24 protein-coding genes, 1 tRNA gene and 1 pseudogene are annotated in these 24229 nt (G+C 56.2%); 10 read left to right on the top strand and 16 right to left on the bottom strand.

Annotated elements, in window-relative coordinates; all coding sequences use genetic code 11:
- Nucleotides 1-3: 3 nt before the first annotated feature.
- Nucleotides 4-702, bottom strand: a complete 699-nt coding sequence (gene sfsA, locus AC0L6A_RS02925; RefSeq protein ID WP_473292086.1) for a DNA/RNA nuclease SfsA — start codon at nucleotides 700-702, stop codon at nucleotides 4-6.
- Nucleotides 703-740: 38 nt separating this feature from the next.
- Here sfsA and AC0L6A_RS02920 point away from each other — a divergent pair, with 38 nt between their 5' ends.
- Genes AC0L6A_RS02920 through AC0L6A_RS02905 form a run of 4 tightly spaced genes read left to right on the top strand, consistent with a single transcriptional unit; the run spans nucleotide 741 to nucleotide 3708 of the window.
- The gene (locus AC0L6A_RS02920) at nucleotides 741-1469 is read left to right on the top strand and encodes a competence/damage-inducible protein A (protein ID WP_473292085.1); all 729 of its coding nucleotides are present in this window, start codon (nucleotides 741-743) and stop codon (nucleotides 1467-1469) included.
- Complete coding sequence (locus AC0L6A_RS02915) at nucleotides 1466-2197, top strand: GNAT family N-acetyltransferase (protein WP_473292083.1); 732 nt, start codon at nucleotides 1466-1468, stop codon at nucleotides 2195-2197. Before AC0L6A_RS02920 ends, AC0L6A_RS02915 begins: the two co-directional genes overlap by 4 nt.
- A gap of 12 nt (nucleotides 2198-2209) precedes the next feature.
- Nucleotides 2210-2785, top strand: coding sequence for a peroxidase-related enzyme (locus AC0L6A_RS02910; RefSeq protein ID WP_473292082.1), 576 nt, complete (start codon nucleotides 2210-2212; stop codon nucleotides 2783-2785).
- Nucleotides 2782-3708: an OmpA family protein gene (locus AC0L6A_RS02905; protein WP_473292080.1), complete on the top strand. Its 927-nt coding sequence runs from the start codon at nucleotides 2782-2784 to the stop codon at nucleotides 3706-3708. The genes AC0L6A_RS02910 and AC0L6A_RS02905 overlap by 4 nt, the downstream gene beginning before the upstream one ends.
- 59 nt (nucleotides 3709-3767) lie before the next feature.
- Here AC0L6A_RS02905 and AC0L6A_RS02900 read toward each other — a convergent pair whose 3' ends face one another.
- From AC0L6A_RS02900 to AC0L6A_RS02870, 7 genes are all read right to left on the bottom strand, one after another.
- Nucleotides 3768-4673 (bottom strand): LysR family transcriptional regulator, encoded by a 906-nt coding sequence (locus tag AC0L6A_RS02900; protein WP_473292079.1) that lies wholly within the window; start codon nucleotides 4671-4673, stop codon nucleotides 3768-3770.
- Nucleotides 4674-4910: 237 nt separating this feature from the next.
- On the bottom strand, nucleotides 4911-5831 hold the full coding sequence (locus tag AC0L6A_RS02895) for an AEC family transporter (protein WP_473292077.1): 921 nt from the start codon (nucleotides 5829-5831) through the stop codon (nucleotides 4911-4913).
- A 28-nt stretch (nucleotides 5832-5859) separates the two neighbouring features.
- A complete protein-coding gene (locus AC0L6A_RS02890) occupies nucleotides 5860-7887 on the bottom strand; it encodes an FAD-dependent oxidoreductase (protein ID WP_473292076.1) in 2028 nt (675 codons plus the stop codon).
- Nucleotides 7888-7974: 87 nt separating this feature from the next.
- A complete protein-coding gene (locus AC0L6A_RS02885; protein WP_473292074.1) occupies nucleotides 7975-8457 on the bottom strand; it encodes a 2-thiouracil desulfurase family protein in 483 nt (160 codons plus the stop codon).
- Nucleotides 8454-8834 carry a hypothetical protein gene (locus tag AC0L6A_RS02880; RefSeq protein ID WP_473292072.1) on the bottom strand — a complete coding sequence of 127 codons (381 nt, stop codon included), beginning with the start codon at nucleotides 8832-8834 and terminating at the stop codon, nucleotides 8454-8456. The genes AC0L6A_RS02885 and AC0L6A_RS02880 overlap by 4 nt, the downstream gene beginning before the upstream one ends.
- Before the next feature lie 25 nt (nucleotides 8835-8859).
- Nucleotides 8860-9633: a DUF6478 family protein gene (locus tag AC0L6A_RS02875; protein WP_473292071.1), complete on the bottom strand. Its 774-nt coding sequence runs from the start codon at nucleotides 9631-9633 to the stop codon at nucleotides 8860-8862.
- Nucleotides 9634-9699: 66 nt separating this feature from the next.
- Complete coding sequence (locus AC0L6A_RS02870; RefSeq protein WP_473292070.1) at nucleotides 9700-10401, bottom strand: hypothetical protein; 702 nt, start codon at nucleotides 10399-10401, stop codon at nucleotides 9700-9702.
- Nucleotides 10402-10643: 242 nt separating this feature from the next.
- Between AC0L6A_RS02870 and AC0L6A_RS02865 the strand changes: the two genes are divergently transcribed.
- From AC0L6A_RS02865 to AC0L6A_RS02855, 3 genes are read left to right on the top strand one after another with little or no spacing between them, the layout of a single operon-like run.
- Nucleotides 10644-11570 (top strand): lysostaphin resistance A-like protein, encoded by a 927-nt coding sequence (locus AC0L6A_RS02865; protein WP_473292068.1) that lies wholly within the window; start codon nucleotides 10644-10646, stop codon nucleotides 11568-11570.
- Between the two features lie 31 nt (nucleotides 11571-11601).
- Nucleotides 11602-12555: an acetyl-CoA carboxylase, carboxyltransferase subunit beta gene (accD, locus tag AC0L6A_RS02860; protein ID WP_473292066.1), complete on the top strand. Its 954-nt coding sequence runs from the start codon at nucleotides 11602-11604 to the stop codon at nucleotides 12553-12555.
- Between the two features lie 32 nt (nucleotides 12556-12587).
- Nucleotides 12588-13826: a bifunctional folylpolyglutamate synthase/dihydrofolate synthase gene (locus AC0L6A_RS02855; RefSeq protein ID WP_473293361.1), complete on the top strand. Its 1239-nt coding sequence runs from the start codon at nucleotides 12588-12590 to the stop codon at nucleotides 13824-13826.
- 399 nt (nucleotides 13827-14225) lie between these two features.
- Here the strand turns inward: AC0L6A_RS02855 and zapE are convergent, their stop codons facing one another.
- Nucleotides 14226-15314: a cell division protein ZapE gene (zapE, locus tag AC0L6A_RS02850; RefSeq protein ID WP_473292064.1), complete on the bottom strand. Its 1089-nt coding sequence runs from the start codon at nucleotides 15312-15314 to the stop codon at nucleotides 14226-14228.
- A gap of 97 nt (nucleotides 15315-15411) precedes the next feature.
- On the opposite strand from zapE, the gene AC0L6A_RS02845 reads away from it, so the two are divergent.
- Complete coding sequence (locus tag AC0L6A_RS02845; protein ID WP_473292063.1) at nucleotides 15412-16653, top strand: MFS transporter; 1242 nt, start codon at nucleotides 15412-15414, stop codon at nucleotides 16651-16653.
- 7 nt (nucleotides 16654-16660) lie between these two features.
- On the opposite strand, the gene AC0L6A_RS02840 is transcribed toward AC0L6A_RS02845, so the two are convergent.
- Entirely contained in the window at nucleotides 16661-17119 is a 459-nt protein-coding gene (locus AC0L6A_RS02840; protein ID WP_473292061.1) for an Lrp/AsnC family transcriptional regulator, read from the bottom strand.
- Nucleotides 17120-17278: 159 nt separating this feature from the next.
- Here AC0L6A_RS02840 and ald point away from each other — a divergent pair, with 159 nt between their 5' ends.
- Both ald and AC0L6A_RS02830 read left to right on the top strand, forming a co-directional pair.
- Nucleotides 17279-18397: an alanine dehydrogenase gene (ald, locus tag AC0L6A_RS02835; RefSeq protein ID WP_473292060.1), complete on the top strand. Its 1119-nt coding sequence runs from the start codon at nucleotides 17279-17281 to the stop codon at nucleotides 18395-18397.
- A gap of 90 nt (nucleotides 18398-18487) precedes the next feature.
- Nucleotides 18488-18901 (top strand): DUF1801 domain-containing protein, encoded by a 414-nt coding sequence (locus AC0L6A_RS02830; RefSeq protein WP_473292059.1) that lies wholly within the window; start codon nucleotides 18488-18490, stop codon nucleotides 18899-18901.
- A 58-nt stretch (nucleotides 18902-18959) separates the two neighbouring features.
- On the opposite strand, the gene AC0L6A_RS02825 is transcribed toward AC0L6A_RS02830, so the two are convergent.
- The 6 genes and pseudogenes from AC0L6A_RS02825 to pheS all read right to left on the bottom strand — a co-directional run bounded on the left by AC0L6A_RS02825 (nucleotide 18960) and on the right by pheS (nucleotide 24166).
- Nucleotides 18960-19036 (bottom strand) — tRNA-Met (locus tag AC0L6A_RS02825).
- A gap of 138 nt (nucleotides 19037-19174) precedes the next feature.
- Nucleotides 19175-19608, bottom strand: a pseudogene (gene mscL, locus AC0L6A_RS02820) (large conductance mechanosensitive channel protein MscL).
- A 129-nt stretch (nucleotides 19609-19737) separates the two neighbouring features.
- Complete coding sequence (locus AC0L6A_RS02815; RefSeq protein ID WP_473292058.1) at nucleotides 19738-20187, bottom strand: YtoQ family protein; 450 nt, start codon at nucleotides 20185-20187, stop codon at nucleotides 19738-19740.
- A gap of 48 nt (nucleotides 20188-20235) precedes the next feature.
- Nucleotides 20236-22632 (bottom strand): phenylalanine--tRNA ligase subunit beta, encoded by a 2397-nt coding sequence (gene pheT / locus AC0L6A_RS02810; RefSeq protein WP_473292056.1) that lies wholly within the window; start codon nucleotides 22630-22632, stop codon nucleotides 20236-20238.
- Complete coding sequence (locus AC0L6A_RS02805) at nucleotides 22629-23096, bottom strand: hypothetical protein (RefSeq protein ID WP_473292054.1); 468 nt, start codon at nucleotides 23094-23096, stop codon at nucleotides 22629-22631. The genes pheT and AC0L6A_RS02805 overlap by 4 nt, the downstream gene beginning before the upstream one ends.
- Complete coding sequence (pheS, locus tag AC0L6A_RS02800; RefSeq protein ID WP_473293358.1) at nucleotides 23093-24166, bottom strand: phenylalanine--tRNA ligase subunit alpha; 1074 nt, start codon at nucleotides 24164-24166, stop codon at nucleotides 23093-23095. Before pheS ends, AC0L6A_RS02805 begins: the two co-directional genes overlap by 4 nt.
- Between the last annotated feature and the right edge of the window lie 63 nt (nucleotides 24167-24229).

Genomic DNA, 24229 nt, shown 5'->3' with positions numbered 1-24229 from the left:
CCTTCAGACCAAAGACGCCAGAGGGGCTGCGACCTCTACCCCAATCGGTGAAATTGTCGTACCCAAGACGATGACCTCAACCCCGGCGGCGCGGGCCGCATCAAAGGCCTGCCCATAGGTCGGATCGATATCTCGGGCCAAGTCAAACCGGTCACAATCGGTGCGCTGCACCAGATACAGCATCACTGCGCGATGGCCTTCGGCCACCATCTTGGTCAGCTCGCCCAGATGCTTGGTTCCGCGTGCTGTGACACTGTCTGGAAACTCGGCCAGACCGGGCTGGCGGCAGAGGGTCACTGACTTTACCTCGACATAGGTCAGACCATCGCCTTCAAGCAGGAAATCAATGCGGCTTTTCTCACCATACTTCACCTCGGCTCGAACGGTGTGATAGTCGCCCAACTCCGGCACATTCCGCGCCTCCAAAGCAGCCCGCAAAGCCCGATTGGGCACCGAGGTGTCCACACCTGTGAAATGCCCATCTGCGTGTTCAACCAGCCGCCACCCGAACTTCAGCTTTTTCTTCGGGTCGTCATTTGGCTCCAACCAGATTTTCATGCCCGGATCAGCCAAACCCATCATCGAGCCGGGATTGGCACAATGCGCTGTGACTTCGCGCCCATCTTCCAACTGACAGTCTGCCAGAAAACGCTTGTAGCGACGAATAAGCACTGCGGGCACAAGAGGGCTGGGAAATTCCATATCTCGGGCCTATACCGGAATAAGGAAAGGAACAAGCAATGCCCAATCCTTCAGCCGCAATGTTGGTGATCGGAGATGAAATCCTGTCCGGACGGACACGGGATGCGAACATGCATCATCTTGCCGGAAAGCTGACCGAACACGGTATTGACCTGAAAGAAGTTCGGGTGGTCTCGGATGATGCTCAGGCCATTGTTGCTGCTGTCAAAGCCCTTTCTGGCAGCTTCGATCAAGTCTTCACATCTGGCGGGATCGGTCCGACACATGATGACATAACTGCGGATTGCATTGCGCGTGCCTTTGGTGATCACATCGACATCCGCAAAGACGCATACGATCTTTTGGCGGCGCATTACGCGGCATCCGGTCGTGAATTCAACGAAGCGCGCCAGCGCATGGCGCGCATTCCGGACCGCGCTGTTCTGATTGATAATCCCGTGTCGATTGCCCCGGGGTTTACGCTTGAAAATGTACATGTGATGGCCGGAGTGCCGTCCGTCTTTCAGGCAATGGTGGACAGTGTTCTGCCGACCCTCACCGGCGGTGCGCCGCTGGTCTCACGCTCGGTTCGGATCAATCGGGGGGAAGGCGACATTGCAGGCCCTCTTGGCCGCTTGGCGCAGCAACATGACACGCTTAGCTTCGGGTCATACCCCTTTATCGAAAACGGCGCTTACGGTGCGAATATCGTTATTCGCGGCACAGATTTAACCCAGCTGGATCACGCCACCCGCGCGCTTCAAGACCTGTTTAAGGAGGCAACATGACAACGCCACACCTTCCCACCCCCGAACAACTTATCGAGGCCAGCGAAGCCACATGGCCACCGGCAGCCACCCATCGCGTCGGCGCTTGGGTGTTGCGGGATGGTGCAGGCGGGGGCAAACGCGTCTCTGCTGCAACCGAGAACTGGCCGACCACCGAAGCCGATTTGCCTGCCGCCGAAAAAGCAATGCGCGACATGGGCATGGAGCCGTTGTTTCAAATTCGCGCGGGCGACGAGCATCTGGATGATATGCTTGAACAGCACGGCTATGACATCATCGACCCCGTGAACATCTGGGTTATCCCGGTGTCTGAACTGACCCGCGATCCGCTTCCACCTGTTTCGGCCTTTGCCATCTGGCCAATGCTGTCGATCATGACTGAGTTGTGGGATGAGGGTGACATTCATGAAAAACGCCGTGCCGTGATGGAACGTGCCGACTGCCCTAAAACGGCATTACTGGCGCGGACGGATGACAAACCTGCTGGGGTAGGATTTGTTGGCATTCATGACGGCATTGCTATGGCGCATGCGCTCCATGTTGATCAAGATCTACGCCGTATGGGGACAGGACAGAACCTGTTGAAACAGGCTGCAAAATGGGCCGAAGAACAGGGCGCTGAATATCTGTCGCTGATCGTGACCCAAGGAAATCACGCGGCCAATCCGCTATATGCAAATCTTGGTATGCACCTTGTCGGTCACTACCATTACCGCGTGAAACGATAGAAAGGACCCAGAATGGCGCACAACTCAAAGGGTGTCACTGCACTTGACCTACCAATGGCCAACCCGCTGCCCGAAGACATCCAGAAGTATTTCGACATCTGCGACGACAAGTTGGGGCTCGTTCCAAATGTGCTGAAGGCCTACGCCTTCGACATGGCGAAGCTGCGCCCTTTCATGGACATGTATAACGAGGTGATGCTGGACGACAGCGGCCTGTCCAAACTGGAACGCGAGATGATTGCGGTCGTCGTAAGTTCGATTAATCGGTGCTGGTATTGTCAGGTGGCGCATGGGGCTGCCGTTCGTCAGCTTTCGGGCAACCCGCAATTGGGTGAGGCTATGGTGATGAACTGGCGCATGGCTGATCTGGATGCGCGTCAAACGGCCATGCTTACATTCTCGGAAAAGATCACCAAAGCTTCATCCGAGACATCGGAAGAAGACCGTCAAATATTGCGGGATGTTGGGTTCTCGGATCGGGATATTTGGGACATTGCGGCGACCGTTGGGTTCTTCTCGATGTCCAATCGCATGGCATCAGCCGTGGGCATGAAGCCGAACGATGAATATCACGCCCAAAACCGATGATCCCAATCCAACGCCTTCTGACCTCTGCACTACTTGTCTGCGCGTTTCCTTTGGCTGCGTGGTCTTTGGACCTTCCAGCGGGCGCTGAGCTTCAAGCCACACATGCCGGTGAGGGCCAAGCCGAAATCGCCTTGGGCCGTTTTGACGGCGAGAAAGTCCCATCCATCACTGCTGTAGGTTATGTGGAACGTCAAGCATGGCGATCCGAGGGTCTGGCAGCGCGAAGCTATCAAATCCTGACCACAATTCGTGACCAGCTTTTGCAGGATGGCTATCAGCTGGTTTTTCAGTGCCAGGCCGTGTCGTGCGGCGGGTTCGATTTCCGCTTTCAAACCGGGCACTTTCAGGCGCCGGATATGTTTGTCGATCTGGGGGATTATCATTTCCTAAGTGCTCGCAAGGGGGAAAGCTTCGCGCAGCTTCTTGTCAGCCAAAGCGCAAAAGATGCCTTCGTCGAGCTGACCTTTGTTTCGCCCTCGAAAGACGATGTCCCGGAACTGGCAACGACAACAGCAGGACCGTCGACGTCCATCCCTCAATCAACGGGCCCACTAGACCTGCAGCTCAAAGACATCGGGCGTGTCGTCCTATCTGGTCTCACCTTTGCAACAGGCTCATCAGAGCTGGAAGAAGGTGAGGTTCCTGCCCTGTCCGATCTGGCAGCGTTTCTTGCCCAATCGCCTGACCGACGCATTGTGTTGGTTGGACACACAGATGCCGAAGGAAGCCTTGAGGGGAACGTAGCCCTTTCACGCAAGCGGGCTGCATCCGTGATGAAACGCCTGATCAGCCGCTATGGCGTCGATGCCAGTCAGTTGACAGCCGACGGGGTGGGATATCTGTCACCCCTTGCCGGAAACCTAACCGCAGAAGGTCGCGATCTGAATCGCCGGGTCGAGGCGGTTTTGCTGAACACAAACTGACAAAAAAGGGCGGGGTTTCCCCCGCCGACAGTTCTCTCCACGTTAATGCTGCTTTGCTGCTACCAGACATCTGGCCCTTTGTTTGCAAAGGAATGCACCAGAAAATCAATGAACGCACGCACCTTAGGCTGTGTAAATCTGCCTGGGGGGTAGATGGCGTAAATACCCTGTATGTCTGGCGGCAAGTCTGGAATGGCGTCGACAACCAGTCCTTGCTCAAGCGCATCGGCAAAAAGGAAGCTGGGCAGATAGGCAATGCCTAAACCAGATATAGCCGCGTTCAACAAAGACTGCCCGTCATTTACACTTAGCCATCCCGCCGACCGTACTTGTCGAACTTCGCCGGACGGAGCCGGGATTTTCCATACGTTCCCAGAACTCTGGCTGGAATAATGCAAAAGCTTGTGTTCGTTCAGATCGTCAATGCGTTTCGGGCGGCCATACTGTTCAAAGTAAGCAGGGCTGCCAACCATACGGCGCGTTGTGTCGGCGATCTTACGTGCCCGAAGCGAGCTGTCTTCAAGCTCACCCACACGGATCGCCATGTCGAACCCTTCTGAAATTAGCTCAACATAGCGGTTGGCAAGCTCCATCGTGACATTGACGTCTGGAAAATCTTTCAAGAATTCGCCCAAGACCGGGCTAAGGTGGTTTACACCGAAATCTGTTGCGACTGATATGCGGAGCATCCCGGCAGGCGCAGATTGCATGGAGGTGACCAAGGCGTCCGCTTCGCCTGCATCATTCAGGACGCGGCGCGCGCGGTCATAATAGGCCAACCCAATTTCAGTTGGGCTAACCCGGCGCGTGGTGCGATTCAGAAGGCGTGCGCCCAAACGCGCCTCAAGACTTGAGACGTGTTTCGATACAGCCGATTTCGAAATTCCCATTTTCTTGGCTGCATCGGTGAACCCCCCTTGGTCCACTACGGTCGCAAATGCCTCCATTTCGGTCAAACGATCCATCAGATACTCTCTACAATTGTCCCCCAACTCCATTTGTATCGCTACGAATTGGGGCAAGACTGTGAAGAGCAGCCGACATTACAGGGGTAATCGAGCTTATGTTTCTGAAATGGAAACGCGAATACTTGAATGAATACTTATACTTCACAATCATTGCGCGAGCTTTGAGTGCGCTTAGCCGCTAGAAGCATCACTGGAACCCTGTTTTTACTGACCCATTCGCACATCGCCACACAACTAGTGTGTTGCAAACACAATCTCAGCGAGAGTTATCCAAACTGGCAGCGTCAGTGCAGACAGAAGCGTCGTTTGAGCGATTAATGTGGCGACCAACCGTCGATCTGCCCCAAATGCCGATGCAAGAACATGCGCAGCCGACGCAGTGGGTAGTGCTGCAAACACAACAAGAACCGAAGCGATTCCCGATTCCAAACCCAGTACAACCCCGATGGTCAGTGCGAATGCGGGCATTGCTACCAGTTTGATCGCAGAGATTGCGGCATTGAAACCGTTAAGCCTTGCCAGTGCCTTCCAATCCATCGTTGCTCCAATTGAAAGCAATGCGATAGGAATGGCCGCTTTTGCCAAAAGCTCAAGCGGCGCCATGACCGGAGATGGAAGTTGCACTTGAAGCAGTCCAACGCAAAGGCCGGATAAGCTGGCCAACAAGAAAGGGTTCAACGCGATTTTCTTTAGGGTTGCTTTTAAACCGAAAGAACCACCGCGCGACAACACGCTGACTGCCATCAGGTTGGCGACCGGAACGCCCATCCCAACGGCCACTGCCATTTCACCAAGCCCCCCATTTTGCAGAAGGGACACCGCGACCAGACCTAGCGCTGTGTTGAAGCGCCACGCCACTTGCCATGCCCCTGCGAAATTCAGAAACCGGTCAGGTCCGTGACGACGGGTAATCCACCCCAATCCCAATCCAACGCCCATAATCGCCCAGACAAGAGGCGCCATGGTCGCGACCTGCGAGATCTCGATCGGGCGACTGGCGGCTGCGACAAACAGTAGGGCTGGAAACAAGATCTCGAAATTCAGACGGTCGAGGCCTTGCCAAGCGTTTTCAGACAGCCTTCCACGCACCAGCCCGCCCAGCCCAACCAGCAAAAAGCTGGGCAGAAGTCCCAGAAAGATCGAGCTGAAAAGCATTCGGCCTCCTTCTAGGCCTCATACAAGATCAGAGAGAGGCCGCCAGACGCGATCCTTGGTCAATCGCACGTTTGGCGTCAAGCTCGGCCGCGACATCGGCCCCACCAATTATGTGTGCGTTGATGCCTTTTTCAGCAAGCTGATCAAAAACTGAGCGTTCGGGAATCTGTCCGGCGCAAAGAATGATATTGTCGGCCTCAATCAAGCTTGGGTTTTCACGCGCTTCACCGGACGAAACCATCAAACCTTCATCGGTAATGCGTTCGTAGTTTACGCCACCCTGCATCTCAACGCCTTTCATCTTCAAGGTCGCACGATGAATCCAGCCGGTGGTTTTACCCAGCTTCTTGCCCAGCGCCTGTGCCTTGCGTTGCAAAAGGACAACCTGACGCGCAGGGGCTTCGGGTTTCGGTCCTTCTGGTGACAGACCGCCGCGCGCGATACCGGGATCGGTGACGCCCCATTCCGCAAGCCATTCCTCAAGGTTCTCGGTCGGGCTTTCACCTGCCTGCGTCAGGAATTCGGCAATATCAAAGCCAATCCCGCCCGCGCCAATGATTGCTACCTTGTCGCCCACAGGCGCGCCGTGACGCAGCACATCAATATAGGAAAGCACTTTATCGCCGTCTTGTCCCTCGATACCGGGATCGCGTGGGATTACGCCTGTGGCGATGATCACCTCATCAAAGCCGATCAGGTCATCGGCGTTCACTTCGCGACCCAACTGCAAGTCGATATCGGACGCCCGGACCATCCGGTCATACCATTCGACTAGCCCAATGAATTCCTCTTTGCCGGGGACCATCTTGGCCATGTTGAGCTGACCACCGACCTCATCCGCGCGATCAAACAGGGTGACCTTATGACCGCGTTCATCGGCCACCAATGCGGTGGCCAATCCTGCTGGCCCAGCGCCAACGATGGCGATGGATTTCGGCGTGTCAGTCATTTCGTAGCTAAGCTCCGTCTCGAAGCATGCACGCGGGTTCACCAGACACGTCGAGGTTTTGCCGCCGAATGTGTGGTCCAAACAGGCTTGGTTACAGGCGATGCACGGTGCAATTTCGCCCGCTCGATCCTCGGCCGCTTTCACCACAAAGTCCGGATCAGCCAAGAACGGGCGCGCCATCGACACCATGTCGGCTGCTCCGCCGGAAAGAACCTCTTCCCCCACATCAGGTGTATTGATGCGGTTCGAGGTGATGATCGGGATCGACACCTGTCCCATCAGTTTTTTGGTGACCCATGTGAAGGCAGCGCGGGGGACGGATGTGGCAATCGTCGGAATGCGTGCTTCGTGCCAACCGATGCCAGTGTTGATGATCGTCGCACCTGCTGCCTCGACTTCTTTGGCCAGTTGGACCACTTCGTCAAATGTAGATCCATTGGGCACAAGATCGATCATCGACAGACGGTAGATTAAAATGAACTCTGGCCCAACGGCCGCACGTACGGCTTTGACCACCTCAATCGGCAGGCGCATCCGGTTTTCATAAGACCCACCCCAGCGATCCTCGCGTTTGTTGGTGTGGGTCACAAGAAACTGGTTCAGGAAATACCCCTCTGAGCCCATGACCTCGACCCCGTCGTAGCCAGCCTGTTTGGCACGGGCGGCGGCGGTGGCAAAATCTGCAATCTGCTTCTGTATCCCCTCCTCATCCAACTCTTTCGGTGGAAAGGGTGAGATGGGGGATTTCACCGGGCTGGCAGAGACGCAATTCTGCCCATAGGCATAGCGACCAGCGTGCAAGATCTGCATAGCAATCTTGCCACCTTCCGCGTGCACCCGATCCGTGACCGACTTGTGGTTGGCAATGTCGTCGTCCGAGAAAAGCCCAGCCGCGCCGGGGAACACGCCCCCTTCTTCATTCGGAGACATCCCGCCGGTAACAATAAGCGCTGCGCCCCCACGGGCACGCGCTGCGTAGAACTCTGCAACCCGATTCCAATCGCCACGCTCTTCCAAACCAGTGTGCATTGATCCCATCAACACACGGTTCTTCAATGTAGTAAAACCAAGATCGAGCGGGGCAAGAAGATTAGGGTAGCGGGTCATAACGGTCCTCGGGCTGCCAATTTCCATAAGTATTGACGCGCACGTAAAGCACTGTCACTTGAAACGCTGCGTAACCCTTTGGTCGCGTCAATCGACCAAGGCGGCCAGTTCCCCGATCCGTTCAGAAGAAAACACCTGAACGCCAGCCTGCCGCAACGCCGCTGTGACCACGCCCATGCCCGTACGCCGCGCACCATCGTGAAGACCGCTATAGATCACATAAGTACCACAAGAGGGGCTTGCTTCGGTCAGCAACGCGTATTTGCATGCATGCTTCTTGGCCGCGGCCACAGCATGTTCTGCACCAAGCAGATAGGCCTTGGTCACATCCTGTCCTGACACGTCCAGAATACGACCCTGCCCGGCCATTACGGATGCACCATCGCAATTGGGCTCGATCTCTGCTGGCAATCGCGGAACTGACAGGCCACCCAGAAGCTCGGGACAAATGGGGTGCAGCCAGCCTTCGTTGGCCCAAGCACTCAGACGATCGTCACGAAGTGTTTTTGCCGCCCCGTCATAGCGTACCTTCTGGCCAAGTAAGCAGGCACTGACGAGGATGCCCGTCATCCTTCGGTCACATCATGACAATGGCGTCGAAAGGCCCGCTTGAGCATATCCAGCTCTGACCGAAGAAGATCCATCTCAGCGCGGATATCCTCATCCAATGGTTGCCCTGTGACGATGGTGAAGCTGTCCAAGGTCTCGCCGTTTGATCTGTCTTGGATCAAGAAGGTCTGAACGCCATCGCTAAGTAGCTCAACAGGGATCGGAACACGCACGCTATACTGGCCTTTGCCCCCAGGCACGGCGGCAACTTCGACACCTGGCACAGAATTTGACTGATGCGTCACTTCAAGATCAGGCGCATTTGGCCCCATGGAAGTCAGTATGCCTTCCCAAATACCCGCGTGAATGCGAGCAGATTTAAACGACATGTCAGCCATGAGATCTCCTTAACAGGTCTTGCCCTTACATCTCGGCGCGAGGATGTCGGCACAACGTCAAATCGCACAACGACACCTTGTTCATCTTGGGATTCTCAAACACAAGATCCACCCACATTTTGTCGACTCGCTTCTCATTTATGTCTGAGTAGGCCAAATCGAATTCGAAAACTGCGTCACCGGATTGCAGGGTTTGCTGCTGTCGCAATTGTTCGCTGTTCGGGCCGTGCTGGATGTTCAAACGTGCGAAAAGACCGACCGGTCTTTCAACTTCGGCAGAAATCGACAAACGGATGATATGGTTCCGGTGCAGACCTTCGGTCGCCGAAGATGGGACATCCACAACCAACGACAAGAACGATCCATTGAAACCCAAAACTTCCAGCGTCATCCCAAAAGGGGCAAGATCAGTTTCACGTGTATTGCGCACCTGTCGGAATGTCAGTTCTGCCAAAGGGCAGTCATGAAACAGTTTAACCTCGTCACCAAATGGCGTGCCGTTTGGCACCGAAGCAACGCCCGAGGGTTCAAGCGGGCCACGCCAAACTTGAGGACGAGAGGCCCAATCAGAATGAAGTGGCTTTTGGATGACATTCGAACCCAATGCGGGCAAGGCCAGGCGGCTGTCAGCTTCGAACAACACCTGATCAATATGCTGGCGCAACTGACGTGCTTTTCCCCGCAGTTGACGCAAGGCCAACTTATCCATTCCTTCGGCGTCATGCGCCATACGCGCCCAACGACGCAGGGCCCTGCGGTCATTCAAACGATCCGAAAGGGTGGTAATCCAGCTTTGCATAGTGGTTGCGATGCCCGTTCCAGTGGTGATCAGGTGTCAGGATGGCTGCACTTAATCAGATATTCCCTAGTTTCGCAATTTGCCAAAAATCGACGCCAAACCACCTTTGCCGCTTTCGCCATTTGGATTTGCAGCCGTGATGGCATTCACGAAGCCATTCAGCTGCGTAAGCCCATTGCGCCGGTCAATCGCGTGATCTTTGAACCCGGTTACGCTGGCCACAACCAGCTTGTCCCCAAGGGGCAAAAAGGCACGCCAAGTCGTGTCGGACAGAGATTTCGGACGATTTGAGGAACTGTCACGCGTAAGAACTTTCACAACGCCAGAAGCCGTTTTCAGATCCAGAACCTCGACGGTTTCTGCGTCCCCAGACCGGCTAAGTGCCGCACGCCCAGCAGGGCTTTCCAGAAAAGCGCGCGCTTGCGCCATAAGCGGCTCGGATTCATCCGCGCTTGCGGCCACATCTTGCGGCATGGGCGAAACACTGGCCACAAGGAAGGCTGGGTTCTTGGGGCTTGGGTCGGCCGGATTGCGTGTGAGCGCTGCGCAGGCTCCAAGCGGCACGAACGCGCCCGATGACTGATCGCGAAGCGAGCTTACATCAACGCAGTAGCCCTTTGGCGCTGCAATCGTTACCGCGCCAGACATAACGATCCGCGTCTGCACCAAATTGTCCGAAGCAGTCGGTGCCTGTTTCGAAAACAACGGGCTGTCGCGCACATCGTCAGGCTTTGCGCCCCCGAAGCACCCGGCCAACAGGCCGGTCATCAAACAGATTGCACCCCATTGTGTGGCCCATTTAGCCACTCTGGTTTCTCTAACTAAGTACACAAACTCACCTAACTCTGTACATGCGCGGGTCGTTGCCCAGCATCATCCCTTCCGTCTTAAGTTCGGAATAGCAACTCTAAGGGGCATGGCGCAAGTCAGCTAAAAGCGGATTGTCCTTTGTGTTCTTTCACGACACAGTTGGGGCAAATCACCAGTTTATGTGTTCTGGAGCGTTAATAGTGACATCCGATCCCCAACTTTCCTTCTGGTCCCCCGCGCGGCCTTATTGCCAGATTTGGCGTTCGGTTCTTGGGTTCTTTCTGATCCATGTGGCCTTTTTTGCGGCGACCTTTGCGATCTTCGTGGCTGGGGGATGGTTGATCGGAGAGCATCCGGCAAACATCCTGAATGCCACCACAGCCGTGCACGCGGGTATCTTCTTTCTTACTTTCCTAGGGTATCATTTGGGCCTTTGGCTGGTGCTGCGGTTTTTACACAAACGCAGTTTCTCAAGCTTGTTTGGCGCACAACACCACGTGCTGTGGCGTCATTTTCGGACCGGTATTCTGATCGCGCTTGCAATCAGCTTGGCGGCAACCCTTCTGCAAATGCTTGAACCACTTTTCGTTGTTCCACAGGACCAAACAGAACTTCTACGCAATTTGCCCACCAGCGAATGGGCTTTGATCCTTATCCCCGCGTTGGTTCTGATTTTCATCCAAATCTTTGCCGAAGAATTGGTGTTCCGCGGCTACATGCTTCAACAACTTCGCGCGCGCTTCCAATCACCTTGGATATGGGCAATCCTGCCTTCTGTGGCATTCGGCCTGCTGCACGCCGACCCGGCTTCGTGGGGTGTGAATGCAATTTTCTATGTCATCCACACAAGTGTCGTCGGCATCGTTCTAAGCTTTGTAACGGTGCGCACCGGGAATATCGGCGCTGCTGCTGGTCTTCATTTTGGAAATAACGCATCGATGGTGTTGGTGGGAAATGCGGGGAACTTGGATGGTTTTTCCCTTTTTACTGCCGAGGTAAATCTGATGGGATCAACAATGACCGCTTCGATGATCCTGCAAACCACACTGGTTGTGGTCGCGTTTGCGATTTGGTGGCGCCTGTCCCAACGTAACCGCCCAATTGCAAATACCGTCGAGGCAGATTAACTAAGGCCAAACGCAACAAGGAAGTCTGGCGATGAACTGGATCTCGAACTACGTCCGCCCCCGCATCAACTCGCTTTTCTCGCGCCGCGAAGTGCCCGAGAACCTGTGGACCAAGTGCGGCGAGTGCGGCACCATGCTGTTCCACCGTGAATTCTCCGAGAACTTTAACGTCTGCACCAACTGCGACCATCACATGGCCATCACGCCTCGTGAGCGATTTATCACATTGTTTGATGGCGGCATCTTCACCGAAGTCGACGTCCCTGCCCCCATCGATGATCCGCTTCACTTCAAGGATCAGAAAAAATACCCAGAACGCATGAAGTCCGCCCGCAAAGGCACGGGCGAACGCGAGGCCATGTTGGTGGCCGAAGGCGAAATCGGTCGCACTCCGATCGTTGCGGCTGCGCAGGATTTCAGCTTCATGGGTGGCTCTATGGGCATGTATGTTGGCAATGCTATCATTGCTGCCGCCGAACGTGCCGTTGCGCTGAAACGCCCGCTGGTCCTGTTCTCAGCCGCAGGTGGCGCGCGTATGCAGGAAGGCATCCTAAGCCTGATGCAAATGCCGCGAACGACTGTTGCCGTTCAAATGCTGAAAGAAGCAAACCTGCCTTATATCGTCGTGTTGACCCACCCGACCACGGGCGGGGTCACCGCGTCTTATGCCATGCTTGGGGATGTGCACATCGCCGAACCCAACGCTCTGATCTGTTTTGCGGGGCCGCGCGTGATTGAACAAACAATCCGCGAAAAACTGCCCGAAGGCTTCCAGCGCGCTGAATATCTTCTGGATCACGGAATGCTGGACCGGGTGACGCACCGCAAGGACATGAAAGACGAGCTGGTAACGATCCTGCGCATGCTGACGGGTCAACCGCCAGCGGTCAAAGGTGACCTTCCCAAACCGGAACCAGAACCTGAAGCGGAAGCCGCACCGACCGAAGAAGCGTCCACTGACGCCAGTAAGGCCGACAAGGCGTGAGCGCCCAAGGCTCGGACATCATCCTTGAACGGATGATGTCGTTGCATCCGAAGATCATCGATCTGACCCTGGATCGCGTCTGGCGCTTGCTGGAAGCTGTGGACAGTCCACAAGACAAGCTGCCTGCAGTCATCCACCTTGCGGGGACCAACGGCAAGGGTTCGACTCAGGCGATGATCCGTGCCGGGCTTGAAGGCGCCGGAAAGCGTGTACATGCCTATACCAGCCCACATCTGGCACGGTTTCACGAACGTATTCGTCTGGCAGGTACGCTGATCAACGAAGACGCCCTGACCGAGGTTCTGGACCGCTGCTATGCCGCCAATGGCGGTGAGAACATCACCTATTTCGAGATCACCACCGTCGCAGCCTTGATGGCCTTTGCGGAAACCCCAGCTGATTTCACTTTGCTGGAAACTGGGTTGGGTGGACGGTTGGATGCGACCAACGTCGTCGAAAAACCCGCCCTGACGGTGATCACCCCGGTTTCAATCGACCACACCCAGTTCCTTGGCGAAACCCTGCCCGAAATCGCAGGCGAGAAGGCGGGCATTCTGAAGCGGGGCGTCCCGTGTGTGGTAGGCCCGCAAAAAGATGAAGCGCTGGACGTGATCGAGGCGCGCGCGGCCAAACTGGGATGTCCCCTGTTCGTGCATGGCCAGCATTGGCATTTTTGGGAAGAACGCGGGCGTTTGATTTTCCAAGATGAAAACGGACTTCTGGATCTGCCCTTGCCCGCCCTGATCGGTCCGCATCAAATCGAAAACGCTGGCGCTGCGATCGCTGCGCTGCGTGTGCTGGGCTTCGGCGAAAATGCCTGCGAGGCTGCGATGCGCGATGTAACGTGGCCCGCACGTATGCAGCGCCTGCGTCACGGTCCATTGATCGATGCAGCAGGTGAAGCCGAGCTTTGGTTGGATGGCGGCCATAACCCCGCCGCTGGTGAAATGTTGGCAACCGTCTTGGCAGACCTACCGAAGCGCCAGACCCATCTGATCTGCGGAATGCTGAACACCAAAGATATCGCTGGTTATCTACGTCCCATGGCAGATGTGTCAGCTAGCCTGACCGCGGTTTCGATCCCGGATGAACCCAACACCTTGCCCGCAGACACAACAGCCGAGGTCGCCAAGAGCGTCGGCATGAATGCCAGCACCGCTGAAAGTGTTGAGGCCGCAATCCACGCGATCAAGGCACGCGACCCACAGGCACGTATCCTGATTTGCGGTTCCCTTTATCTTGCGGGCGCAATTTTGCGAGAAAACGGCTAAATCATCCGTTTTAGCAATCGTGATCACAAAATTAATTTTTGCTGGCACCACACATCCGCATCAACAACACGATTCAAGCCCTGGAAAAGAATCACTTTTTTGCCCGTTTTTCGAATCACCAGTGATTCTATGTAAAATGTTGACGGTTTAAGGGGTTAGCGCCTATAAATAGGGTATTCTATAGGTAAAGTCCGCATCAAGTGGACGGCTTATCGAGCAGTACATTACGCTAGGGCGGCAAGGTGATTCGAAAGGGGCAGAGTTTAATAGCCTCTATGTGATCACAAATTACATCGTGACCCTTTGCCTAACCCAGTGGCACTTCGGGGAGCTTAGCTTCCCATATCCGAGTTAGGCAGGCAGGTGAAAACCTGAGGGGTCGCAGACGGCGGCCCCTCTTCAATCCTGCGCAGCACCCCAATCCTTGTCTTGCATCTCACGCAACCGGCTGGCGGTACGTTCAAACTCAAACGACCCTTCACCTTCGATATAAAGCATCTCGGGTTGTGCAGCGGCAGAGGCAATCAAACGCACCTTTGCCTCGTACAAAGCATCTATCAACGTCACAAAGCGCTTTGCCTCGTTGAAGTTGGATCGCCCAAGGCGCGGAATATCTTCCAACACCAAAAGCTTCACGGCGTTGGCCACGGCAAGATAATCCCCCGGCCCCAGCATCGCACCGCAAAGGTCATGAAACTGCGCCCGCGCAGCACCATTGCGATAGGCCGGCAAGACGACCTCGCGCCCCTTTACGGTCAAGGTCAGCGGCTCTGTTTCTCCTCCAGTTAGGTCTTTCCACAAAGCGTCAATTGCACCACGCGCTTCTGCGCCCGAAGGGGTGAAATAGACCTGCTCTCCTGACAGCCGATCCTGACGGTAGTCGTTAGGGCTGATCAGTTCATGCACGACCATCTGGTCTTTCAAAAGCGCGATGAACGGTAGGAACAACTGTCGGTTCAGGCCGTCTTTATACAACTCATCTGGATGACGGTTCGACGTGGTAACAACCACAACGCCCGCGTCAAAAAGCTTTTCAAACAAGCGACCCACAAGCATTGCATCAGTGATGTCAGTGATCTGCATCTCATCGAAGGCAAACAGTCTCACGTCTGCAGCGATCTTTGCAGCCACCGGCTCCAGCGGGTCATCAACGCCTGTTTTGCGCGCCTCGGTCATGCCCTCATGCACCTCTTGCATGAACGCATGGAAATGCACGCGCCGCTTCGCTGACGTCTCAAGACTGTCCACGAAAAGGTCCATCAGCATCGACTTGCCGCGCCCGACACCACCCCAAAGGTAAAGACCCTGCGGGACCTCTTCTGGTTTCGAATGAAACAGTCCACCCAGAATGCCGCGCTTGCGTGTCGGCGCTGCGTCAATGTGGGCACGGATGTCTTCAAGCGCGGGCAGGCAGGCCTCCTGCGCTGGGTCGCGGGTAATCTCGCCTTTGGCGGCCAGAGCGTCATAGATCTTAATCAGATTTGCCATGAGTTCTGATAAAACGGCACGTCACATAAGGAAAGGTGAACTGTCCCATCAAAAAGCAGGAATTGACGAGGCGTGGTCGTTACCTGACACTGCCGGGATGACAGAAACGCGCGCGCCCCTTATCACACCCGTCCTCGTGGCCGGGTGCCTTATCATCCTCGTCAGCTTCGCGATCCGCGCCAGCTTTGGCGTGTTCCAGATCCCGATTGCGACCGAATTCAACTGGCCGCGGGCCGAGTTTTCGTTGGCGATTGCCATTCAAAACCTCGCCTGGGGGATCGGGCAGCCGATCTTTGGCGCAATTGCCGAAAAGATGGGCGACCGCAAAGCGATCATCATGGGCGCGCTGATCTACGCGGTAGGACTGGTTGCCAGTTCGGCAGCAGTCACGCCAGAAGCCCATCAGATGCTAGAAGTGCTGGTTGGCTTCGGCATCGCAGGGACAGGGTTTGGCGTCATTCTGGCCGTTGTGGGCCGTGCCGCGAGCGACGAAAACCGCTCAATGGCGCTGGCGATTGCTACAGCAGCGGGGTCAGCCGGACAGGTCTTTGGCGCGCCATTGGCCGAGTACTTGCTTAGCATCATGAGCTGGCAGAACGTATTTTTGATCTTTGCCGCCGCGATTATCGCGACGCTGGCATTGCTGCCTTTGATGAAAACCGAAAGCTTTGCGTCGAAATCCGAGCTTGAGGAAAGCATGGGTCAGATTCTTGTGAAGGCGTTCAAAGACCCAAGCTATACGCTGATCTTTCTGGGCTTCTTTTCCTGTGGCTACCAGCTGGCCTTTATCACTGCACACTTCCCTGCCTTCGTAACCGAGATGTGCGGGGCTATTGATCCGTCAGGCACATTGGCCGCCGTGGGTGTGTCGTCCACTTCGGCGCTTGGGGCGATTTCAATCTCGCTCATCGGGCTTGCGAACATCGCGGGTACGCTTTTTGCGGGCTATCTGGGCAAGACCTATTCCAAGAAATACCTATTGGCAGCGATCTACACGGGCCGCACTATCGTGGCGGCCTTGTTCATCCTGATGCCAATCACGCCGACCTCGGTCATCGTGTTCTCAATCGCGATGGGATCCTTGTGGCTGGCCACAGTGCCCCTGACTTCGGGTCTGGTCGCTCACATCTACGGTCTGCGCTATATGGGCACGCTTTATGGCATCGTCTTCTTCTCGCACCAATTGGGCAGCTTCCTTGGCGTCTGGTTGGGCGGTCGGATGTATGACGCCTTTGGCGACTACACCATGGTATGGTGGATTGGCGTCGGCGTCGGTGCATTCTCGGCCATCGTGCACTTGCCTGTTAAGGAGCAGCCACTGGCCGCTCGGGCAGCGTAAAAAAGCTTCAGACTGGAAGAGCGGTGGTTTTGAAAACCGTGCGCAGCGCAAAGCTGGATTGCATACCCTGCACCCCAGGTAAGCGCGCAAGATACTGGCGGTGAATACGGGCGAAATCCTCGGTGTCCTGCGCGACAACTTTCAGCAGGTAATCCGCTGTTCCGGCCATCAGATGGCATTCAAGCACGTCCGGCACACGGGCAACTTCACGCTCAAACGCATCCAACACTTCGTCTGCCTGTCCTGACAATGTAATCTCAACAAATACAGTTGTTGGGCAGTCCAGCTTCCGGGCATCCAAAAGCGCCACGTAGTTCTTAATAAAGCCCTCAGCCTCTAACCTCTGCACGCGCCGATGACAGGCAGAGGGGGACAAGTTCACCTTTTCTGACAGCTCCGCGTTGGAAATGCGTCCGGTGCGTTGCAATGCCCGCAAGATGCGGCGATCTACACTATCAAGTTCCAATTTCGATCACATTCCTTGCGTATTTTTCATCAAAAGCGCGGTTTTCTTCGATAAACTATACTCACTGCGCCACATCTTTTCAAAGCAATTGCGTCGCCTCCCCCCAAGATCAAGGCAATAGATACATTTTTTCCCTGAAACAGGGACAAGGAGGAACCCATGCTGATCGGATGCCCAAAAGAGATCAAGCCCCAGGAATTTCGCGTTGGCCTGACGCCTGCCGCTGCCGGTGAGGCCATCGGTCGCGGTCATTCCGTGATTGTCGAAACCAATGCCGGTACAGGCGCAGGTTTCTCGGACGAAGATTACACCGCAATTGGTGCCACCATCCTTGGCACGGCAGAAGAGGTCTTCGCCAAAGCCGACATGATCGTGAAGGTAAAAGAACCTCAGGCGGGCGAACGCAAGATGCTGCGCGAAGGCCAGCTTCTGTTCACCTATTTGCACCTTGCACCCGATCCCGACCAGACGCACGACCTGATCGCGTCCGGAGCGACCTGCATCGCCTATGAGACCGTGACCGACAACAATGGCGGCCTGCCATTGCTTGCGCCGATGTCAGAAGTTGCTGGCCGTTTGGCCCCGCAAGTTGGTTCGTGGACACTGCAAAAGGCCAATGGCGGCCGTGGCGTTCTGATGGGCGGCGTTCCCGGTGTTGGACCGGCCAAGGTTGTTGTGATCGGCGGCGGCGTTGTGGGTACACATGCGGCCAAGATCGCAGCTGGTATGGGCGCGGATGTGACCATTCTGGATCGCTCGTTGCCACGTCTTCGTTATTTGGATGATGCCTTTGGTGGCACGTTCAAAAACCAGTATTCGACCGCAGCGGCCACTGCCGAGCTGATCACCACCGCCGATATGGTCATTGGTGCGGTTCTGATCCCGGGTGCTGCTGCCCCCAAGCTGATCAGCAAGGCCCAGCTGTCGACCATGAAGCCAGGCGCGGTTCTGGTGGACGTGGCCATCGACCAAGGTGGGTGTTTTGAGACCTCGAAAGCCACCACCCATGCCGACCCTATCTATGAAGTCGACAACGTGATGCATTACTGCGTGGCCAACATGCCGGGCGCCGTTGCGCGTACCTCGACCATCGCATTGGGCAACGCCACCCTGCCCTTCATGCTGTCGCTTGCAGACAAGGGCTGGAAAGAGGCATGTGCAGCCGATCCGCACCTGCTGAACGGCCTGAACGTGCATGCTGGCAAACTGACTTATGCAGCTGTCGGCGAGGCGCTTGGGCTCGATTACATCTCAGGACAAGATGCGCTGAAGATCTGAACCTCCCTTCAGATTTAATCGTGACGAAAGCCCCGCCATTGAGCGGGGCTTTTATTTGACACCCTACCCATCCCACGATTGAGTAGGGATATGCCAAGGCCCCAGAATATCCCGGACCCGCTTGTCCAGAAAGCCTTTCAGGACTTCCCTGACAACGTGCGGGCAGATTTGCTTGGGCTGCGCGACCTGATCCTTAATACGGCCGCTGAGCTACCCGAAATCGGCACCCTGCATGAGACCCTGAAATGGGGGCAGCCCGCTTATCTAACCCCAGAAACGGGCTCTGCGACCACGATACGGTTGGGCATCCCAAAATCGGGTGGGTACGCGCTCTATACCCATTGCCAGACCAGCGTGATGTCCGAGTTTCAAGCGCTTTTCCGTGACGAGCTGAGCTTTGAAGGCAATCGCGCTGTGCTGTTCAAAGCAGGGGAAGAACTGCCCGAAGGTCCGATGACAGCGTTGATCACACGCGCACTGACCTACCATTTGAAAAAGAGTTGAAACGAAAGAAGCCCCACCATTTGGCAGGGCCTTCTTTCGACATGCGTCGAACCGGATGTGGTAGCGTGGGGCGGACTTGAACCGCCGACCCCAGCATTATGAGTGCTGTGCTCTAACCAGCTGAGCTACCACGCCATCTCACATCGGGGGTCCGAATATTCTGGCCCGTCGCAAGTGTCAAACGAAAAACGCGTTAAAACCAAAAACCCGCGTAGAAAACCATAGAAAAAGGGCGCTGAAAAACTCAACGCCCTTTCCGGAACTTTTGCGTTCTTACGACTTCTTCAAAGCGTCGCGGATTCTTCGGTCAGAATATCCAGCTCGCTGGGGCCAGCGGGGGCTTCTTCCGCGGCTTCTTCTTCCTTGGCGGCCGATTCTTTGGCTTTGTTTACATAGCGCACCAGCATGAACACCACATAAGCGATGATCAGGAAGTTGATGATAGCCATGATGAACGAACCATAGGCGAAGACAGCAGCACCACCTTCACGAGCGGCTTCAAGCGAAGCACCTTCGGCGACTTCACCGGACAGAACAGCATACATGTTAGTAAAGTCGATGCCGCCCATAAACAGGCCGATGATCGGGTTGATCAGGTCTGCAACCAACGATCCAACGATCGCGGTGAACGCGGCGCCGATGATGATACCAACGGCCATGTCCATGACATTACCTTTGGCGATGAAATCTTTGAATTCTGAAAGCATGGTGTCCCTATCTGTTGTTTGGTCAGGCAAAATGCGTGATCCTGTTCGCATTGAGCCAATCCTGACACAAAAAGCCGACAATTTGTGGGGGAAAAATCTCGCCGTCGTCACCGCATAATGACGTAAGGGTTAACTTGGCAGTTTTCCGGTCAGGACATACCCCAAAATCTCGACCACTTGGGCAGGTTCGCGGGCTACGGCCAGTGCAGCTGCATCAACCTCTTTCAACGCGTGGTCATGTTCTGGCAGCTGTAGAACGATCAGGGATTTGCCCTTTGCAGCAGCATATCCTGCATCAAACGCAGCATTCCACTGGCGGTATTTCTCGCCGAAGCGGACGACGACGACGTCTGCGTCCTTGATCCCTTTACGGGTGCGGATAGCGTTGATCATCGCACCTTTGTGGTCATGCCAATACTTGTTGGGTTCATCGCCAAGGATCGCAACACCGCAATCGTCTGACGCATCATGATCCGTCACGGGGGCGCTGAAGGTCACATCCAGCCCTTTGGCACCTTCGATGATTTGCTCGCGCCAATCGGTGTGGATTTCGCCAGAAAGGTAAACGTTCAGGGTCATGAGGTGTGCTCCTATAAAAAACGCGACCCCGAAGGACCGCGCTTTGAATTATCCGCGCAGGCTGCCGCCCGTCGCCTTTTCGACCTTCTGGACGATCTTGGCGCTGACGGCCTCGATATCCTTATCGGTCAGGGTCGCGTCACGCGGCTGCAAGCGCACGGTGATGGCCAGAGACTTCTTGCCCTCGCCCAGCGATCCGCCGATGAATTCGTCAAAGACGTTCACGTCGGTGATCAGCGCTTTGTCGGCTCCGGCGGCTGCGTTCACCAGATTGATGGCTTCCACATCTGCGTCCACCACAAAGGCGAAATCGCGTTCGACCGGCTGAAGATCAGACGCACCCATCGCGCCGCGTCCCGTGCCTTTGGCTTTCGGGAACGGCACTTTGGCCAGATGCACGGCGAAGGCCACAACGGGGCCCTTCACGTCCATCTCGGCGATGGTTTTCGGGTGCAGCTCTCCAAACGCGCCAAGGATGTTCTTTGGACCCAGCCCCAGCTTGGCCGAACGTCCCGGATGCCACCACGCGTTCATATCGCGCACAAAGGTCAGCTTGGCGGGGGCGCCGATGGCGCTCAGCACAGCCTCCACATCTGCCTTGGCGTCATAGGTGTCGACAGGGCGACGTGCGCCGAAACGATCACGCGGGCCGGTGTTACCAACCAAGATACCCGTGACCATCTGTTCGTATTCTTCCGGCTCGCCGCCGCTGAATACGGGGCCAACTTCGAACAGCGCCAGATCCATGAATCCACGCGCCTGATTGCGCGCTGCAGCCTGCAAAAGACCGGGCAACAAAGACGGGCGCATATGGCTCATTTCCGACGAGATCGGGTTTGCCAGCGCGACGTTATCACCACCAGTGCCAAAACGCGCAGCGCTTGCCTGATCAATAAAGCTATAGGTCACACATTCGTTGTACCCCAGCGCCGCCACGGTGCGCCGCGCGATGCCTTCACGCTTTTGCATCGGTGACAGGATCGCCTTGGGCACGCCCACATGGGTGCGCGGCAGCGGCTTGCCCACCAGCTTGGTCAGGGATGCCACACGCGCGACTTCCTCGACCAGATCAGCAGACCCGAGCACGTCGGGACGCCATGACGGCACATGGGCCATATCGCCGTCGATGGTGAAGCCCAGCGCGGTCAGCGTCTTGCGCTGCTCATCCGCCGGAATGTCCATACCGACCAGAGACTGCACACGGTCGGTGTCCAGCTTGTAGGCGCGGCTTACGTCCGGCACGTCGCCGGCGGTCACAACCTCCGATGCCTCGCCACCGCAGAGATCAAGGATCATCTGGGTCGCAGCCTCAATTGCGGGCGCGTTATAGGCCGGATCGATGCCGCGTTCGTTGCGATAGCGCGCGTCCGAGTTGATCTTCAGCGCGCGGCCTGTTTTGGCGATCTGGATCGTGTCCCAGAACGCGGCCTCAAGGAAGACATTGGTGGTCTCTTCCGTGCAGCCTGTGGGCAAACCGCCCATGATGCCCGCGATGCTCTCGACGCCTTCGCTGTCCGAGATCACGACCATGCCGGGCTCGAACGTGTATTCCTTTTCGTCCAGACCGATCAGGGTCTCGCCCCCTTTGGCGCGATGCACGCGCAGGTTGCCCTTGACCTTGTCGGCATCAAACACGTGCAGCGGGCGGTTCATGTCGTAGGTGAAGAAGTTGGTGATATCGACCAGCGCGGAAATGGGCCGCAAGCCCACAGCCTTCAAACGCGCCTGCAACCACGCGGGGGAGGGTCCGTTCTTCACACCTTTGATCAGACGGCCCATGAAGACGGGCGCATCGTCGCGCGTGTCGTCATCAATGGTCACGTTGATCGGGCTGGGGCCGTTGCCCTGAACCTTGTGGGCTTTTAGAGGCTTCAGCGTGCCAAGACCACGGGCGGCCAAGTCACGCGCAATACCGCGCACGCCCAGCGCATCGGGGCGGTTCGGCGTGATCGCGATCTCGATCACCGGGTCCACCTTGGTCGGATCATTGGCGGCGAGCCAGTCGACGAAACGCTCGCCCACTTCGCCCGAAGGCAGTTCAATGATGCCGTCATGCTCGTCCGACAGCTCCAGCTCGCGCTCGGACGCCATCATGCCGTGGCTTTCGACGCCGCGGATTTTGCCAACCGAGAGCGTCACGTCGATGCCCGGCACATAGTCGCCGGGCTTGGCGAGGACCACAGTGATGCCTTCACGCGCATTGGGCGCACCGCAAACGATCTGCTTTTCGCCCTCGTTGGTGTCGACTGTGCAGACACGCAGACGGTCGGCGTCGGGGTGTTTTTCGGCCGATTTCACCTTGGCGATGGTGAAGGCGCCCAGACGGTCCATGGGGCTGAAGATATCCTCAACCTCGAGCCCCAGATCGGTGCAAGCCTCGGCGATGTCTTCGACGCTCGCGTCGGTGTCGAGGTGGTCTTTCAGCCAGGAGATGGTGAATTTCATAGTTTTTCCTCTGGAGACGTTACGAGAGGTGTCTCAAAACTCGGTTTTAGCTCAGTTGTCGCAAACGTATCTTTTCGCATCTCGGTTAGCACATTGAGTGCATTGGCATAGGTTTGCTTAACTGCTTCTCGCCTGAAGTCGGAAAAATCTGGGTGCGCAAATGCATCAACCAAATTCTCAATCAACAAGCCACATTCACTGACCACTGCATCAGGTGCAGTAGTATAAAGTTCGAAATACCTCTTACGAAGCTGAAGGATCGCTTTTCTTGCTTCTTCAGGTTCATCGAATGTTAGATGGAAGATCACATCTTCTATATCTGAGGCGAACCTGCGGTAAATGACCCTGCGTTCCAGACGAAGTTCGTTCTTCCGATCAAGTTGTTTCTGCCAACGATACACCAGTGCACCACCGATCAAACCAATGACGGGTACAATTAGTGCAATCCAGTTGGCGATACTCACCTACTCAGCCCCCCACGCATGGTCGGCACGTCGAGCGAGCTGAAGCCATAGTGGCGCAGCCAGCGCAGGTCTGAATCAAAGAACGCACGCAGGTCGGGGATGCCGTATTTCAGCATGGCCAGACGGTCGATGCCCAGACCGAAGGCAAAGCCTTGCCATTCGTCCGGGTTCACGCCCGCCGATTTCAGCACGTGCGGGTGCACCATGCCAGAGCCCAAGATTTCCATCCAGTCGTCGCCCTCGCCCAGCCTCAAAGTGCCGCCTTCCCATGAACAGCGAATGTCGACTTCAGCCGACGGTTCGGTGAAGGGGAAGTGCGAGGCGCGGAAGCGCAGTTCGATTTCGTCGATTTCAAAGAAGGCGCGGCAGAATTCTTCCAGCGTCCATTTCAGGTTCGCCATCGAGATGTCTTTGTCGATCGCCAGCCCCTCGACCTGATGGAACATCGGGGTGTGGGTCTGGTCGTAATCTGATCGATAGACGCGGCCCGGTGCGATCACGCGGATCGGCGCGCCGGTCTTCTCCATCGCGCGGATTTGCACGGGCGAGGTGTGGGTGCGCAGCACGTGCGGCGGGCGGTCGTCGCTGTCGTCGCGGTGCATATAGAACGTGTCGAATTCCTGCCGCGCGGGGTGGTGCGGCGGGATGTTCAGGGCGTCGAAGTTGTACCAATCGCTTTCAACCTGCGGACCTTCCGCGACCGAGAAACCCATGTCGCCGAAGATGGCCGAGATCTCCTCGGTCACTTGGCTGATCGGATGAATGGTGCCTTGGCGCGCAGGGCGGCCCGGCAGGGTGACGTCCAGCCATTCGGTGCGCAGACGTTCGTCCAGCGCGGCATCAGCCAGCCCGGATTTCTTGGCCGCGATGGCCGAGTTAATCTCGTCCTTCAGGGCGTTCAGCGCAGGCCCGGCAACTTGGCGTTCCTCGGGCGTCATTTTGCCCAGCTCGCGCATCTTCAGGGCCACTTCGCCCTTTTTGCCGACCGCTTGCAAGCGGATATCTTCCAGTGCTGCTTCGTCAGCAGCCCCACCGATTGCGTCCAGATATTTTGTTCTGAGCTCGTCCATCTCGGTCCCTTTACTTCGCACCGTTTCCAGCTAGCGAATACAGGGCAAAATGGCAAGCGGGCG

The sequence above is a fragment of the Aliiroseovarius sp. D2-2 genome (assembly GCF_055809455.1).
Note: the sequence above shows the minus strand (reverse complement) of the source record. Positions and strands in the feature narration are given on the sequence as shown.